The sequence below is a fragment of the Pseudomonas syringae genome (genome assembly GCF_000737245.1).
Classification (GTDB): Bacteria; Pseudomonadota; Gammaproteobacteria; order Pseudomonadales; family Pseudomonadaceae; genus Aquipseudomonas; species Aquipseudomonas syringae_J.
This window is the reverse complement of the sequence record NZ_JPQU01000015.1, coordinates 19,983-33,897: the sequence shown is the minus strand read 5'-3', so window position 1 is coordinate 33,897 and position 13,915 is coordinate 19,983. Positions and strand designations below refer to the sequence as shown.

At 59.3% G+C, this 13,915-nt stretch carries 15 protein-coding genes; 13 read left to right on the top strand and 2 right to left on the bottom strand.

Features of this window, described 5'->3' with window-relative positions; genetic code table 11:
* Positions 1–15: 15 nt before the first annotated feature.
* From IV01_RS22960 to IV01_RS22995, 8 genes are all read left to right on the top strand, one after another.
* Positions 16–2,295: a chemotaxis protein CheA gene (locus tag IV01_RS22960; protein ID WP_032625369.1), complete on the top strand. Its 2,280-nt coding sequence runs from the start codon at positions 16–18 to the stop codon at positions 2,293–2,295.
* Between the two features lie 117 nt (positions 2,296–2,412).
* On the top strand, positions 2,413–3,567 hold the full coding sequence (locus IV01_RS22965; protein ID WP_032625366.1) for a protein-glutamate methylesterase/protein-glutamine glutaminase: 1,155 nt from the start codon (positions 2,413–2,415) through the stop codon (positions 3,565–3,567).
* Positions 3,567–4,307, top strand: coding sequence for a flagellar motor protein (locus tag IV01_RS22970; protein ID WP_032625364.1), 741 nt, complete (start codon positions 3,567–3,569; stop codon positions 4,305–4,307). Before IV01_RS22965 ends, IV01_RS22970 begins: the two co-directional genes overlap by 1 nt.
* A 6-nt stretch (positions 4,308–4,313) precedes the next feature.
* Positions 4,314–5,201: a flagellar motor protein MotD gene (gene motD, locus IV01_RS22975; RefSeq protein ID WP_032625362.1), complete on the top strand. Its 888-nt coding sequence runs from the start codon at positions 4,314–4,316 to the stop codon at positions 5,199–5,201.
* 45 nt (positions 5,202–5,246) lie between these two features.
* Positions 5,247–6,035 carry a ParA family protein gene (locus IV01_RS22980; protein WP_032625359.1) on the top strand — a complete coding sequence of 263 codons (789 nt, stop codon included), beginning with the start codon at positions 5,247–5,249 and terminating at the stop codon, positions 6,033–6,035.
* Between the two features lie 114 nt (positions 6,036–6,149).
* Positions 6,150–7,043: a CheW domain-containing protein gene (locus IV01_RS22985; protein ID WP_032625357.1), complete on the top strand. Its 894-nt coding sequence runs from the start codon at positions 6,150–6,152 to the stop codon at positions 7,041–7,043.
* Positions 7,044–7,100: 57 nt separating this feature from the next.
* Positions 7,101–7,580, top strand: a complete 480-nt coding sequence (locus IV01_RS22990; RefSeq protein WP_027898780.1) for a chemotaxis protein CheW — start codon at positions 7,101–7,103, stop codon at positions 7,578–7,580.
* Positions 7,581–7,982, top strand: a complete 402-nt coding sequence (locus IV01_RS22995; protein WP_032625352.1) for a DUF2802 domain-containing protein — start codon at positions 7,581–7,583, stop codon at positions 7,980–7,982.
* A gap of 948 nt (positions 7,983–8,930) precedes the next feature.
* On the opposite strand, the gene IV01_RS23000 is transcribed toward IV01_RS22995, so the two are convergent.
* The gene (locus tag IV01_RS23000; protein WP_032625347.1) at positions 8,931–9,254 is read right to left on the bottom strand and encodes an EscU/YscU/HrcU family type III secretion system export apparatus switch protein; all 324 of its coding nucleotides are present in this window, start codon (positions 9,252–9,254) and stop codon (positions 8,931–8,933) included.
* Positions 9,254–10,894, bottom strand: a complete 1,641-nt coding sequence (locus tag IV01_RS23005; RefSeq protein ID WP_032625345.1) for a flagellar hook-length control protein FliK — start codon at positions 10,892–10,894, stop codon at positions 9,254–9,256. The genes IV01_RS23000 and IV01_RS23005 overlap by 1 nt, the downstream gene beginning before the upstream one ends.
* Before the next feature lie 187 nt (positions 10,895–11,081).
* Here IV01_RS23005 and ccmA point away from each other — a divergent pair, with 187 nt between their 5' ends.
* From ccmA to ccmE, 5 genes are all read left to right on the top strand, one after another.
* Complete coding sequence (gene ccmA, locus IV01_RS23010; RefSeq protein ID WP_032625343.1) at positions 11,082–11,723, top strand: cytochrome c biogenesis heme-transporting ATPase CcmA; 642 nt, start codon at positions 11,082–11,084, stop codon at positions 11,721–11,723.
* A complete protein-coding gene (ccmB, locus tag IV01_RS23015; protein ID WP_032625555.1) occupies positions 11,720–12,391 on the top strand; it encodes a heme exporter protein CcmB in 672 nt (223 codons plus the stop codon). The genes ccmA and ccmB overlap by 4 nt, the downstream gene beginning before the upstream one ends.
* An 86-nt stretch (positions 12,392–12,477) precedes the next feature.
* Positions 12,478–13,275 (top strand): heme ABC transporter permease, encoded by a 798-nt coding sequence (locus tag IV01_RS23020; protein WP_080290191.1) that lies wholly within the window; start codon positions 12,478–12,480, stop codon positions 13,273–13,275.
* On the top strand, positions 13,272–13,448 hold the full coding sequence (gene ccmD, locus IV01_RS23025) for a heme exporter protein CcmD (protein ID WP_032625341.1): 177 nt from the start codon (positions 13,272–13,274) through the stop codon (positions 13,446–13,448). Before IV01_RS23020 ends, ccmD begins: the two co-directional genes overlap by 4 nt.
* A complete protein-coding gene (gene ccmE / locus IV01_RS23030) occupies positions 13,445–13,912 on the top strand; it encodes a cytochrome c maturation protein CcmE (RefSeq protein WP_032625339.1) in 468 nt (155 codons plus the stop codon). Before ccmD ends, ccmE begins: the two co-directional genes overlap by 4 nt.
* The last annotated feature ends 3 nt before the right edge of the window (positions 13,913–13,915 follow it).

Here is a 13,915-nt window from a genome sequence, read left to right as displayed (position 1 = left end):
TTAGGGAGCACCCCAATGAGCTTCGGCGCCGATGAAGAAATCCTTCAGGATTTTCTGGTAGAGGCCGGCGAAATTCTCGAGCAATTGTCTGAACAGCTGGTCGAGCTAGAAAGCCGACCTGATGATGCTGACTTGCTCAATGCAATTTTTCGCGGTTTTCACACTGTAAAAGGGGGCGCCGGCTTCCTCCAGCTCCATGAGCTGGTGGAGTGCTGCCACATCGCCGAGAACGTCTTCGACATCCTGCGCAAGGGTGAGCGTCGCGTTGATTCGGAATTGATGGACGTGGTCCTGGAAGCGCTGGATGCGGTTAACGGCATGTTCACCCAGGTGCGTGAGCGCAGTGAAGTGACTCCGGCTACGCCTGAGTTGCTGGCTGCACTGGCCCGTCTGGCGGAACCTGCTTCGGCCGATGTTGTGGTCGAAGAAGCTGTTGTCGAAGAGACGCCTGCAGAAGTCGTGGCGACAGCCGCGTCCGATGAAATTACCGACACCGAATTCGAAGCACTGCTCGACTCGCTCAATGCTGCGAAGGAACAGGCAGCACCTGCCAGTGCTCCCGTGGCAGCCGCGGCCAGTGCCGCGTCGAGCGATGAGATCACCGACTCGGAATTTGAATCGCTACTCGACCAGTTGCACGGCAAGGGGCAGTTTGCTGTCGATGCCAAAGCCGCGCCTGCAGCCGCGCCTGTCGCTGCCGCTGGCAAGGCTGAAAGCGGTGATATTACCGACGATGAATTCGAAGCTTTGCTGGATCAATTGCATGGCAAAGGCTCGTTCGATGCCAACGCCACGGCAGCACCTGTAGCTGCGGCACCTGCAGCGGTAGCACCCGTGGCAGCCTCGGCTGCTGCTGGAAAGGGCGACGAGATCACCGATAACGAATTTGAAGCCTTGCTGGATGAGCTGCATGGCAAAGGCAAATTCGAGCCTGAAGTGGCTGCCGCCGCATCGGCTGCTGTTGCAAAATCTGCAGCTGCGCCCGCCGGCAAGCCCGCAGCTGCACCAGCCGCAGTGGCCAAGCCGGCAGCGGCGCCGGTAGCTGCCAAGCCTGCCGCGCCTGCACCTGCACCTGCGCCGGCCAAAGCCCCTGCTGCTACGGGCGAGAAGCCTGTTGCCTCAGAAGCAGAAACCACCGTACGGGTTGATACCGCACGGCTGGACGAGATCATGAACATGGTCGGCGAGCTGGTATTGGTGCGTAACCGTCTGGTGCGCCTGGGTCTCAATAGCGGCGATGAAGCCATGTCAAAGGCGGTTTCAAACCTTGACGTAGTGACAGCCGACTTGCAGACCGCGGTGATGAAGACCCGGATGCAGCCGATCAAGAAAGTGTTCGGTCGCTTCCCGCGACTGGTTCGCGACCTGGCGCGTCAGCTCAAGAAAGAAATCAACCTGGAGCTGGTGGGTGAAGAAACCGACCTCGACAAAAACCTCGTAGAGGCGCTTGCCGATCCACTGGTCCACTTGGTGCGCAACGCGGTCGACCACGGTATTGAAACCCCGGAAGAGCGCGAGGCGACGGGCAAGTCCCGTGGCGGGCGCGTGATTCTGTCTGCTGAACAGGAAGGCGACCACATCCTGCTGTCGATTTCCGATGACGGCAAGGGTATGGATCCTAACGTGCTGCGCTCCATTGCCGTCAAACGCGGTGTGATGGACAAGGATGCCGCTGACCGTCTGAGTGACACCGATTGCTATAACCTGATCTTTGCACCGGGGTTCTCGACCAAGACCGAGATTTCCGATGTGTCGGGTCGTGGTGTGGGCATGGACGTGGTGAAAACCAAGATCGCCCAGCTCAACGGTACGATCAACATCTACTCGACCAAGGGCCAGGGTTCGAAGATCGTCATCAAGGTGCCTTTGACCCTGGCGATCATGCCGACCTTGATGGTCATGCTGGGCAACCAGGCCTTTGCTTTCCCGCTGGTCAACGTCAACGAGATCTTCCACCTGGACCTGTCGACCACCAACGTCGTCGATGGTCAGGAAGTGGTCATCGTGCGGGACAAGGCATTGCCGCTGTTTTACCTCAAGCGCTGGCTGGTCAGTTCTGCCGCGCATGAAGAACAGCGCGAAGGGCATGTAGTGATTCTCTCCGTAGGCACCCAGCGTATCGGCTTCGTGGTCGACCAGTTGGTGGGTCAGGAAGAAGTGGTCATCAAGCCGCTGGGCAAGATGTTGCAAGGTACTCCAGGGATGTCGGGCGCAACCATCACTGGTGACGGTCGCATCGCATTGATTCTCGATGTGCCGAGCATGCTCAAGCGCTACGCCGCACGGCGTATTTGATCCTGGTGCCGCGGGCAGTCAGCTGCCTGCGGCGCCTGATCAGGCTGCGTTAAAAAGCGATGAGTCCCGGGCGTTGCAGGGCTCAGTGGTTTGCGTGCAGCCTCTAATGGAGTGTTTATGGTAGTCAAGGTATTGGTGGTGGATGACTCCGGTTTCTTCCGCCGTCGCGTCACGGAAATTCTTTCTTCAGATCCGAACATCAAGGTTGTGGGTACCGCAACCAATGGCAAGGAAGCAATTGATCTGGCGCTGTCCCTCAAGCCAGATGTCATTACCATGGACTACGAAATGCCGATGATGGACGGCATTACGGCCGTGCGTCATATCATGCAGCGCAGCCCGACTCCGGTGCTGATGTTCTCCTCGCTGACACACGAAGGCGCCCGCGTCACGCTGGATGCACTGGACGCCGGCGCGGTGGACTTCCTGCCCAAGAATTTCGAAGACATTTCGCGCAACCCTGACAAGGTCAAGCAGTTGCTGTGCGAAAAAGTCCACAGCATTGCTCGTAGTAATCGCCGGATGGGCAGCTTCAGTACGCCCGCGCCTGCATCTGCGCCAACTCCGGCAGTCAGCGCGGCTCCAGTGTCCAGTCGTTCCACGAGCCCCGCGCCGGCGCCAGCGCCGACCCGCAGCTTGCCACCTCGTGCGACGCCTGCACCTGCCGAGCGTAGCGCCCACGCTGCACTGTCACCTGCGCCGAAGCGCAAAGCCTACAAGCTGGTTGCCATTGGCACATCCACGGGCGGCCCGGTCGCTTTGCAACGGGTATTGACCCAACTGCCTGCCAATTTTCCGGCACCGATCGTGTTGGTTCAGCACATGCCCGCCGCTTTCACCAAGGCGTTCGCCGAGCGCCTGGATAAGCTGTGTCAGATCAGCGTCAAGGAAGCCGAAGACGGTGACATCTTGCGTCCGGGCCTAGCGTTGCTGGCACCGGGCGGCAAGCAAATGATGGTCGACGGCCGCGGTGCAGTGAAGATTCTGCCGGGGGACGAGCGCCTCAATTACAAGCCTTGCGTGGACATCACCTTCGGTTCAGCGGCCAAATCCTATGGCGATAAAGTGCTGGCCGTGGTGTTGACCGGCATGGGTGCCGACGGTCGCGAAGGTGCGCGTCTGCTCAAGCAGGGCGGCAGCCACATCTGGGCTCAGGATGAGGCCAGTTGCGTGATCTACGGGATGCCCATGGCGATCGTCAAGGCTGATCTGGCGGACGCGATTTACAGTCTGGATGACATCGGCAAGCACCTGGTGGAGGCGTGCATCTGATGGATGTTTTGAGTCTGATTGGTCTGATCCTCGCGTTCGTCGCGATCATCGGTGGTAACTATCTGGAAGGTGGGCATCTTGCCGCGCTGCTCAATGGTCCTGCGGCCCTGATCGTGCTTGGCGGCACCTTGGCAGCTTCAATGCTGCAATCGCCGATGAGTGCCTTCAAACGTGCTGTACAGATTGCCGGATGGATTTTGTTTCCGCCGCGCATCGATCTGCCAGGTGGCATCGACCGGGTCATCAACTGGAGCATGATCGCCCGCAAAGAAGGCTTGCTGGGCCTTGAGACCGTGGCTGATTCCGAGCCGGACAGTTATTCCCGCAAAGGCTTGCAGTTGCTGGTCGACGGTGCTGAACCCCAGGCCATCCGGAGCATTCTCGAGGTGGATTTCCTGACTCAGGAAACCCGCGATATCCAGGCCGCCAAAGTCTACGAAAGCATGGGCGGTTATGCGCCGACGGTGGGCATTATCGGTGCGGTCATGGGCCTGATTCACGTCATGGGCAACCTGGCCGATCCGAGCCAGTTGGGCAGTGGCATCGCGGTGGCTTTCGTGGCGACCATCTACGGCGTGGCCTCTGCCAACCTGATCCTGCTGCCGGTCGCCAACAAGCTCAAGGGCATTGCGATGCGCCAATCGCGTTATCGCGAAATGGTTCTCGAAGGTCTGCTGTCCATCGCCGAGGGCGAAAACCCGCGCTCCATCGAACTCAAGCTGCAAGGCTTCATGGAGTAATACGCCATGGCTCGACGTCGTCGACCCGAAGAGCACGAAAATCATGAACGCTGGCTGGTGTCCTACGCGGACTTCATCACGCTGCTGTTCGCCTTCTTCGTGGTGATGTACTCCATTTCCTCCGTGAACGAAGGCAAGTACAAAATCCTGTCCGAAGCCTTGGTGGGGGTGTTCAACGACCCCGAAAAAAGCATGAAGCCCATCACCATCGGTGAACAGCGCCCGGTCACCGTCAAGCCTGCGCAGCCGTTGGTCAAGGACAGTGACCAGACCGATGCCGGCATCGGCCAGAACGTCAATGATCCGCTCAAGACCATTGCCGACGACGTGCGTGCTGGCTTCGGCGACCTGATCAGTTCCAACCAGATGACGGTACGCGGCAACGAACTGTGGATCGAAATCGAGCTGAAATCCAGCATGTTGTTCGGCAGCGGCGACGCCATGCCAAGCGACAAGGCCTTCAGCATCATCGAGAAAGTCGCAACCATCATCAAACCCTTCGACAACCCGATCCATGTTGAAGGCTTTACCGACGACCAGCCGATCAGCACCGCGCAGTACCCGACCAACTGGGAACTGTCCTCGGCCCGTGCTGCGAGTATCGTGCGCATGCTCGCAATGGAAGGTATCAACCCGGCGCGCATGGCCTCGGTGGGCTATGGCGAATTCCAGCCAGTGGCTTCCAACACCACGGCGGATGGCCGCGGGCGCAATCGTCGAGTGGTGCTGGTGATCTCTCGAAATCTGGATGTGCGCCGCAGCCTCACCGCGACCGGTACTTCCAATGCACAACCGGATTCAGCCATGCGCCGTGCTGGCACACAAACTGCACCGTCGGCAGTCAGCCCGGCTCCCCGGGGTAATAGCGTCAATTCTTCGTCATCCGCACGTTAGTCATTTCTCGGTATGGCCACCGCCATGGCGGGAGGAAAAAACACAATGAGAGTCTGGGCAGTAGCCAATCAAAAAGGTGGCGTCGGTAAGACCACCTCCACCATCGCGTTAGCCGGGCTATTGGCCGAAGCGGGCAAGCGCGTGGTCGTGGTCGATCTCGACCCCCATGGCTCGATGACCAGCTATTTCGGGCATGACCCGGATCTGCTCGAACACAGCGTTTTTGACCTGTTCCTGCACAAAGGCAGCATCCCGGACGGACTTCCCGGCCAACTTCTGCTGCCTACCAGCGACCAGCGTATTTCGCTGCTGCCGTCGAGCACCGCGCTGGCAACCCTTGAGCGTCAATCTCCTGGTCAGAACGGGTTGGGCTTGGTAATCGCCAAAAGCCTGGCGCAGCTCTGGCAGGATTTTGATTACGCACTGATCGACAGTCCGCCCTTGTTGGGTGTGCTGATGGTCAATGCGTTGGCAGCAAGCCAGCAGCTAGTGATCCCGGTGCAGACCGAGTTCCTTGCGGTCAAAGGCCTGGAGCGCATGGTCAACACCCTGGCGATGATCAACCGCTCGCGTAAAGTGCCATTGCCCTACACCATCGTGCCGACCCTGTTCGACCGCCGGACCCAGGCTTCGATGGGCACCTTGAAGCTTTTGCGCGACAGTTTTCCCGAGCATGTCTGGAAGGCCTATGTGCCGGTGGACACGCGATTGCGTGACGCCAGTCGGGCTGGGGTGACCCCTTCACAGTTCGACAACAAGAGTCGGGCGGTGCTCGCTTATCGGGCGCTGCTCAAGCATTTGCTGTCCGAGCAGCTTGTGGCGCAGGTGGCCTGATATGTGCGCGACGGGTTTATTTTCCATGGGCACACAGAACCCCTCAAGTCGGGCGTCACAGCGGCCGATAACTCTTTCAAGCGGTAATCGCGTTATTCATTGTGTGGCACCTGTATGAACCTGAATCGGCCTGTAGAGATAGCAACACGACCGCAAGTGGCGCTGCAGTCATATCTGGATGCGCTGCTTCAGGATGCCACTGAAGATTTGCCCGAAGTCTTGCCCACGATTCTTGCGTCTGAGCCGGAGCCAGTGGTTCTGGATGATTTCCAGGCAGCTGTCCTTGAGGAGCAGGCTCACGACGCGCGGATGCTGGCAGCGGCGGCGCCGATTGCTGTAGCAGTCGCTGCGCCAGCGCCCGTCGCTGTACCGGTTGCCGTAGCAGCTCCGGTGGTTGCTCCGCCGGTGGTGGCTCGGGTTGAAGTTGAGGTAGTGCCCGAAGTTTCGGTGCCCGTTGTGGATCTCGTCGAGTCGGTCGCAGATGTTCACCTGCAGACTGCGCAACGCAATCCGACACCGCCACCAGCCACTGACGGTCGGCCAGCGTGGGCAGAAGAACCGTTCGAGTGCCTGTTGTTTGATGTCGCGGGCCTGACCCTGGCAGTACCGCTGGTATGCCTTGGGTCGATTTATCCACTGGCAGGCCATGATCTGACACCGCTGTTCGGTCAGCCGGACTGGTTCCTCGGGATACTGCCGAGCCAGAGCGGCAACCTGAAGGTGCTGGATACGGCACGCTGGATCATGCCGGATCGCTATCGCGATGATTTCCGACAAGGGTTGCAGTATGTAATTTCGGTTCAAGGCTACGAGTGGGGGCTGGCGGTGCATCAGGTCAGCCGTTCCCTGCGCCTTGACCCCAACGAGATCAAGTGGCGTACCCAGCGTGGTCAGCGTCCCTGGTTGGCGGGCACAGTGATTGAACACATGTGCGCCTTGCTGGATGTTTCAGAGTTGGCCGAGCTGATTGCCAGTGGCGCGGTCAAGCAGATGCAGAAAACCAAATAATCATGAGGGGGCGTGGAACACGCCCCCTGCACAGCACACACGCGAGGGGTTGGGGTTATGAAGAAGTCGTCCGCACAAGGTTCCGAAGATCCTATTCTGCAGTGGGTTACTTTCCGCCTGGATAACGAGTCTTACGGCATCAACGTGATGCAGGTTCAGGAAGTGCTGCGCTACACCGAAATCGCCCCGGTCCCGGGTGCGCCAAGCTATGTGCTGGGGATCATCAACCTGCGCGGCAACGTCGTGACGGTGATCGACACCCGTCAGCGCTTCGGTCTGGACCCGGTGGAAGTCAGCGATAACACGCGTATCGTCATCATCGAAGCCGACAAGCAAGTGGTCGGGATTCTGGTCGACAGCGTTGCTGAAGTGGTTTACCTGCGTCAGTCGGAAGTGGAAACTGCGCCTAACGTTGGTAACGACGAGTCCGCCAAGTTCATTCAAGGCGTGTGCAACAAAAACGGCGAATTGTTGATCCTCGTCGAGCTGGACAAAATGATGTCTGAAGAAGAGTGGTCCGAGCTGGAGAACATCTGATTGATTTTTGAGGTAGCAGTCGCCTTCCTGGGAGTTGCCTGGGTGGTGACCCTGGGCCTGTTCCTGGCGCATACCAAGCGCCAGCGAGCGCTGGATCTGGAGCGAGAGGCCGCTGACAAGGTACGTGATCAGCGGCTCCGCGAGCTGCTTCGGCGGGTGGATAACTTTCAGAACGGCACCGTCAAGATGGGGGAGGCGTTGCATGAACTGCGGGCGATTGTTGCTCCGCTGCCTGACAAACTCACTGCCCTTGAGCAGCGAGACCCCGCCAGCCTGTCCTTCGCCCAGGCCGCCCGTTTGGTCGGCATGGGTGCCAGCGTCGACGAACTCACCCAAGCGTGTGGTTTGACCCAGGCAGAGGCTCAGTTGATGAGCAAGTTGCATGGGCATAATCAGGGGTGAGGGGAGGCAGTGATGGGGTTGTGTACATATCCATTGCTGCGGTAACGGCCACTTCAGGTTGCGCCCTTACGGCGCCTCACTTTTGAAAAAAGCGCAAAAGTAAGCAAAACGCTCTTGCCCCACCACTCGGCACCTCGCCTTGGCTCGGTGTGCCCGCCCGCAGACCTTGAACCGTGGGCCGCCGCGAAGGGCCATCCTTGGCCCAGCGCGGCTAACCCGGCGTCCTGCCGGGTTGCCCACGGTTCAAGGCCTACGTTCGGCCAGCGTGGTTTAACGGGGCGCCTAAGATCAAAATCAAAAGCGAACGAGGCGGCCTGATAGCCGACCTGTTCTACGGTTGGATCGCATTTCAAACGTAGGAGCGCGCTTGCCCGCGAGGCGTCGGTTAAAACAAACCAAATCCTCTGACTCACCGCCGATCCTGGCTGAGTCACATCTGCACTCGTCCAAAATTGCGGTAAGCCAGATTCATCCCTGGTGACCATGACATCGCTATCGCGAGCAAGCTCGCTCCTACAGGGGAATACGGTGAACTGTAGGAGCGAGCTTGCTCGCGATGAGGTCAGTGCAGTCAATGCAGCGCTTACAGAATAAGTCCCGGCTTTTGATCTGCTTTTGATCTGCTTTTGATCTGGCTTTTGATCTGCTTTTGATCTTGGGCGCCCCGTCAAACCACGCTGGCCGGAATTCGACATTGAGGCGGCGGGCAAACCGGCATGGATGCCGGTTTAGCCGCGCTGGGCCAGGGATGGCCCTTCGCGGCGGCCCGCCGAATCAATGTCGGATTGCGGGCATGCCGAGCCTAGGCGAGGGACCGAGTGGTGGGGCAAGAGCGTTTTGCTTACTTTTGCGCTTCTCAAAAGTGAGGCGCCGTAAGGGCGCAACCCATAGCGGCCGTGACCGCAGCAACGGATATGTACACGGAGTCAGAGCCCATGATTACCCCATTTACCACTTCGGCGTAATATCCCGCTCCACCGGCGGCGCATCCGGATCCTGACCCACCGGAAACTTGCCCTTCAAATGCCAGGCAAACGCAATGATCTCCGCAATCGTCCGATACAGCGGCTCTGGAATGCTATCGCCCAGCTCCATCCTCGCCAGCAGCTTCACCAGCTCGGCGTTTTCATAGATAGGCACTTCATACTCACGGGCAATCGCTAGAATCGCCTCGGCCAGTTGATCGTCACCTTTGGCGCTCAAGGTCGGTGTGTGCTGACCATCGTAGGTCAGGGCAATCGCCTGACGCGGTGTTTCCTCGGCTTGGCTCATCAGGCGTTCTCGTCTATCCAGCGTTGTTCAAGGGTCGTGCGCTTGCCCTGGGGCGGGGCGCCGTGGTTGCAGGCCAGTTCGCCCACTTCCAGGCCGGACGCCACCAGTCGCTCGCGCAAGTAATCCAGCTCCTGATTGATCAACTCGGCGCTCTCCGGGCGTTCGGCCCAGAGTTGGCTCGACAGGCTGCCACGAATCAACTGGGCCTGGACCTGCAAGGCACCCAGCGGCTCCATATCAAAGGCCAGCTCGATCTTCCAGAATTTCTCTCGGCTCTCTTTGATCTCGCTGCTGTTATTTTCTTCAGCCTTGTCCTCTTCAGGCGTGTCCTCGCGCTGCACCTTGACCTGCAGCGGCATGATGTCCTGACCGTAACGCACCGGTATTTCCAGTTGCCAGGTGGTCTGCAGGTTGCCTTCGGACGTGCTGCGGGTCTGTTCCAGGCTGCCGAGCTGATGGCTTTGCAAGCGGGAGATAGCACCGGCTGCCAGCTTGAGCAGGATTTCCAGATCGTCGTCCTTGCCGCCGCCTTTCACCGAGCGCGAAGGCAGGGGAAAGTTGATCGGCAGCGCGGGTGGCGCGACCAGTCCCAGCGTGCCTAGCGCACTGCGCAAAACTCCGGGCATGGTGCGGGTCAGCATGTTGGAGGCCGCCGCAGCGTTGTAACTCGCGCTGGTTGGCAAGCCCGGCAACAGCTGCGCGATGACTTGCAGCAGATTGGCTTTCAGGTCGGGCATCGTGGCCGGGTTGAAGCCGGTCAATAGCCTGGATTCCAGGAACAGGCCGCTGCCGTTGATCGCTTGGGCGACTCCTCGAGCTGTTGTCATTTGTGCGATGTCGGGCAGGTCTGCCAGTAACTGGTTGATGCTGGCTTGCAAGGGCGCAGGAATCGTCGGGCTGCTCTGGGGCAGATTGCGCAGGGCGTTGATCAGCACATCCAGTGAGCCCTGACGGTTTTGCTGAGTCGTCAGTTGTTGGGTAACCGCCAACTGGTCCAGGTTGTTCGGCAGCGGTACGAAGTTCAGCGCCTGTTTGCCTTGCACCTGGGCACTGAGTAGAGCGCCAGGGCTCAGCGGCTGCGGGCTTTCGATGGTCAGGCTGGTGCCGACCAGCGCGGTATTGAGCAGGATCACGATCGAGCGGTAGAGCGCTGGTTGTGCTGCCGGCTGTCCTGCCCCTGTGCCTGGTTGCGAGGCGGCTTTACCCGTCAGTTGATCCAGAACATCGGCCACCACTTGTGAGGTCAATACTCGCCCTTGCAGCATCGTGCCAACCGGTAATTGTTCCGTGTCGATGCTGGTTTGCACGTTATTCAACGCCGCATTGATCTGCTGCAGGCTCATGGTCAGCGTATTGGGCGATGCTTGCGACACCATCACCGTGGTGCCCGGCGTGAGGGGCAGGGGAGTGGTCACGTTGATGCTGGTCTGGCCGCCATTGCTCAGGGCAAGCTTGATCAACAACTGAAAGTTTTGCTGCAACTGCTTGAGGCTGACCACCTCGGCTTCCACGGTTTCACCGGGGGGCACGAGGTTGTCCACCGCTTGCAGCATTTTGAGCACCTGCGCCGGGGAAACCCCGACTCGGGCCAGCGCTGCGGAATTGGCAACCGGTTGAAGGTTGGTGATGTCACCTGTCATGGAATCGCGACCTGTTGAAAATGCCCTCTTGCAGCGGGACATGACATGTATAATGCCGCCCCGTCATAGGGGGCCATAAAAGCAGTGAAGTTGCACCCATATAACGGCTGTTTTAAAGCTGACTTGAACTGCCATTTCTTCAGACCATGCCTCGTTGGCTGTGTTCTGATGCGACTGGGAACCCTGGATGACTCGTTCTACACCTCTTCTGCAAGCCGATGGCCTGGCGTGCGAGCGCGATTGGCGGATGCTCTTCGAACATCTCGACCTGCAATTGCACGCCGGTGACATGCTGCAGATCAGCGGGCCCAACGGGAGCGGTAAAACCAGCCTGTTGCGCTTGTTGTCGGGCCTCATGCAGCCCACGGCCGGACAGGTGCTGATCAACGGCCAGCCCCTGAGCGAACAACGGGTGGAGCTTGCCCGCAATCTGCTCTGGATCGGTCATGCCGCTGGCATCAAGGACCTGCTGACACCCCTGGAAAACCTCACATGGCTGTGTGCGCTGCACCGTCCGGCTGAATCCTCGGCGATCTGGCAGGCCCTGCAAGCTGTTGGCCTGCGCGGCTTTGAAGATGTGCCGTGCCACACGTTGTCGGCCGGGCAACAACGAAGGGTCGCTTTGGCGCGGTTGTATCTGGACAGCCCGCCGATCTGGATTCTCGATGAACCCTTTACGGCGCTGGACAAGCAAGGCGTCGCGCAGCTGGAGTCTCATCTGGCGGAGCATTGCGAACGGGGTGGCATGATCGTATTGACCACCCACCACACCCTGAGCCGCACACCGGCCGGTTATCGCGATATTGATCTGGGGCAATGGGCCGTATGAGTCATGTGTTTACCCTGCTCGTCGCCCGCGAGGCTCGTCTTTTATTCCGGCGTCCGGCGGAGCTGGCCAACCCACTGGTGTTCTTCGCGATCGTCATCGCGCTGTTCCCGCTGGCGGTCGGCCCCGAGATGCAGTTATTGCAAACCCTGTCGCCGGGGTTAGTCTGGGTAGCAGCCTTGTTGTCGGTCCTGCTCTCCCTCGACGGCCTGTTTCGCAGCGATTTCGAAGATGGCTCGCTGGAGCAGTGGGTATTGTCAGCCCATCCGCTGTCGTTGCTGGTTTTGGCCAAAGTGCTGGCACATTGGGCTTTTTCCGGACTGGCACTGGTATTGTTGGCGCCGCTTCTGGCCTTGATGCTCGGTTTGCCGAGCCATTGCTTGCCCGTGCTGTTGTTGTCCTTGCTGCTGGGTACGCCGATATTGAGCCTGCTTGGCGCGGTCGGCGCGGCATTGACCGTCGGTTTGAAGCGTGGTGGTTTGCTGCTGGCCTTGTTGATCCTGCCGTTGTATATCCCGGTATTGATCCTTGGCAGTGGCGCGTTGCAGGCAGCACTGCAAGGCATGCCCGCCACCGGCTACTTGCTCTGGCTCGGTAGCCTGACCGCCCTTGCGGTCACCCTGACACCCTTTGCCATAGCAGCTGGCCTGAAGATCAGCGTCGGCGAATAAATGAGGTTCTGTCCGACTGACTGTGATCACTCAGCGGCAAAACCCGAGCTACACCGTGAGAAGGCAGCTTGATGAAAGGCAGCGTGATGAAAGACAACGCTAAACGCGGGGTGAGTTGGGCCTGGTTCCACAAGCTTGGCTCACCCAAATGGTTTTACGGTATCAGCGGGCGCTTGTTGCCATGGCTGAGTATCGCGGCCGTCTTGCTGATCGGCATCGGCGTGGTCTGGGGCCTGGCGTTCGCGCCGCCGGACTATCAGCAAGGCAACAGCTTCCGGATCATTTATATCCATGTGCCAGCCGCCATGCTCGCCCAGTCCTGCTACGTGATGCTGGCGGTCTGTGGGGTGGTCGGCCTGGTGTGGAAAATGAAACTGGCCGATGTCGCCCTGCAAAGCGCCGCGCCCATCGGTGCCTGGATGACCGCGATTGCCTTGATCAGCGGTGCCATCTGGGGCAAACCCACCTGGGGTTCGTGGTGGGTCTGGGATGCGCGGCTGACGTCGATGCTGATCCTGCTGTTTCTGTATTTCGGTCTGATCGCTCTGGGCAACGCCATCAGCAATCGCGACAGCGCCGCCAAGGCCTGCGCGGTATTGGCTATCGTTGGTGTGATCAATATCCCGATCATCAAGTACTCGGTGGAGTGGTGGAACACCCTGCATCAGGGCGCGACCTTTAGCCTGACCGAGAAACCGGCCATGCCCGCTGAAATGTGGCTGCCGTTGCTGTTCACGGTGCTGGGTTTCTACTGCTTCTTTGGCGCGGTGTTGCTGCTGCGCATGCGTCTGGAAGTACTCAAGCGTGAGGCACGGGCCAGTTGGGTCAAGGCCGAAGTGCTGAAAAGCCTCGGTCAGGTGCCCGCGAAGGAGAACGTACAGTGAAATTTGATTCATTCAGCGATTTTCTGGCCATGGGGCATCATGGCCTGTTCGTCTGGTCGGCCTATGGGATCTGTTTTCTGGGCCTGGCCATCAATGTTGCGCTGCCTTTGCTGGCGCGCAGGCGTTACCTGCAACAAGAGGCGCGACGCCTGCGCTGGGAGAACCAGAAGTGAATCCGCTGCGTAAGAAGCGTCTGTTGATCATCGTGGCGATTCTCGCTGGTGTCAGCATCGCCGTGACTCTGGCCTTGAGCGCCCTCAAAGAAAACATCAATCTGTTTTACACCCCAACCCAGATCGCCAGCGGCGAAGCGCCCCATGACACACGTATTCGTGCCGGTGGCATGGTGGAGAAAGGCTCATTGCAGCGCTCGGCGGATTCTCTGGATGTGAAATTCATCGTCACCGATTTCAACAAGTCCGTGACCATCACCTACCGCGGCATCCTCCCGGACCTGTTTCGCGAAGGGCAGGGCATCGTCGCCCTCGGCAAGCTCAACGCCGACGGCGTAGTGGTCGCCGATGAAGTGCTGGCCAAGCACGATGAAAAATACATGCCGCCGGAAGTCACCAAGGCGCTCAAGGAAAGTGGTCAGGCCGCGCCGGCTCCTTCCTCAACACCCTCGAAGCAAGGTTGAACC

Coding starts and splice junctions, on each gene's coding strand:
- IV01_RS22970 (WP_032625364.1), top strand. CDS start 3,567: ATGGATGTTTTGAGTCTGATTGGTCTGATCCTCGCGTTCGTCGCGATC.
- IV01_RS22965 (WP_032625366.1), top strand. CDS start 2,413: ATGGTAGTCAAGGTATTGGTGGTGGATGACTCCGGTTTCTTCCGCCGT.
- IV01_RS23005 (WP_032625345.1), bottom strand. CDS start 10,894: ATGACAGGTGACATCACCAACCTTCAACCGGTTGCCAATTCCGCAGCG.
- IV01_RS23020 (WP_080290191.1), top strand. CDS start 12,478: ATGAAAGACAACGCTAAACGCGGGGTGAGTTGGGCCTGGTTCCACAAG.
- ccmA (WP_032625343.1), top strand. CDS start 11,082: ATGACTCGTTCTACACCTCTTCTGCAAGCCGATGGCCTGGCGTGCGAG.
- ccmB (WP_032625555.1), top strand. CDS start 11,720: ATGAGTCATGTGTTTACCCTGCTCGTCGCCCGCGAGGCTCGTCTTTTA.
- IV01_RS23000 (WP_032625347.1), bottom strand. CDS start 9,254: ATGAGCCAAGCCGAGGAAACACCGCGTCAGGCGATTGCCCTGACCTAC.
- IV01_RS22985 (WP_032625357.1), top strand. CDS start 6,150: ATGAACCTGAATCGGCCTGTAGAGATAGCAACACGACCGCAAGTGGCG.
- motD (WP_032625362.1), top strand. CDS start 4,314: ATGGCTCGACGTCGTCGACCCGAAGAGCACGAAAATCATGAACGCTGG.
- IV01_RS22990 (WP_027898780.1), top strand. CDS start 7,101: ATGAAGAAGTCGTCCGCACAAGGTTCCGAAGATCCTATTCTGCAGTGG.
- IV01_RS22980 (WP_032625359.1), top strand. CDS start 5,247: ATGAGAGTCTGGGCAGTAGCCAATCAAAAAGGTGGCGTCGGTAAGACC.
- IV01_RS22960 (WP_032625369.1), top strand. CDS start 16: ATGAGCTTCGGCGCCGATGAAGAAATCCTTCAGGATTTTCTGGTAGAG.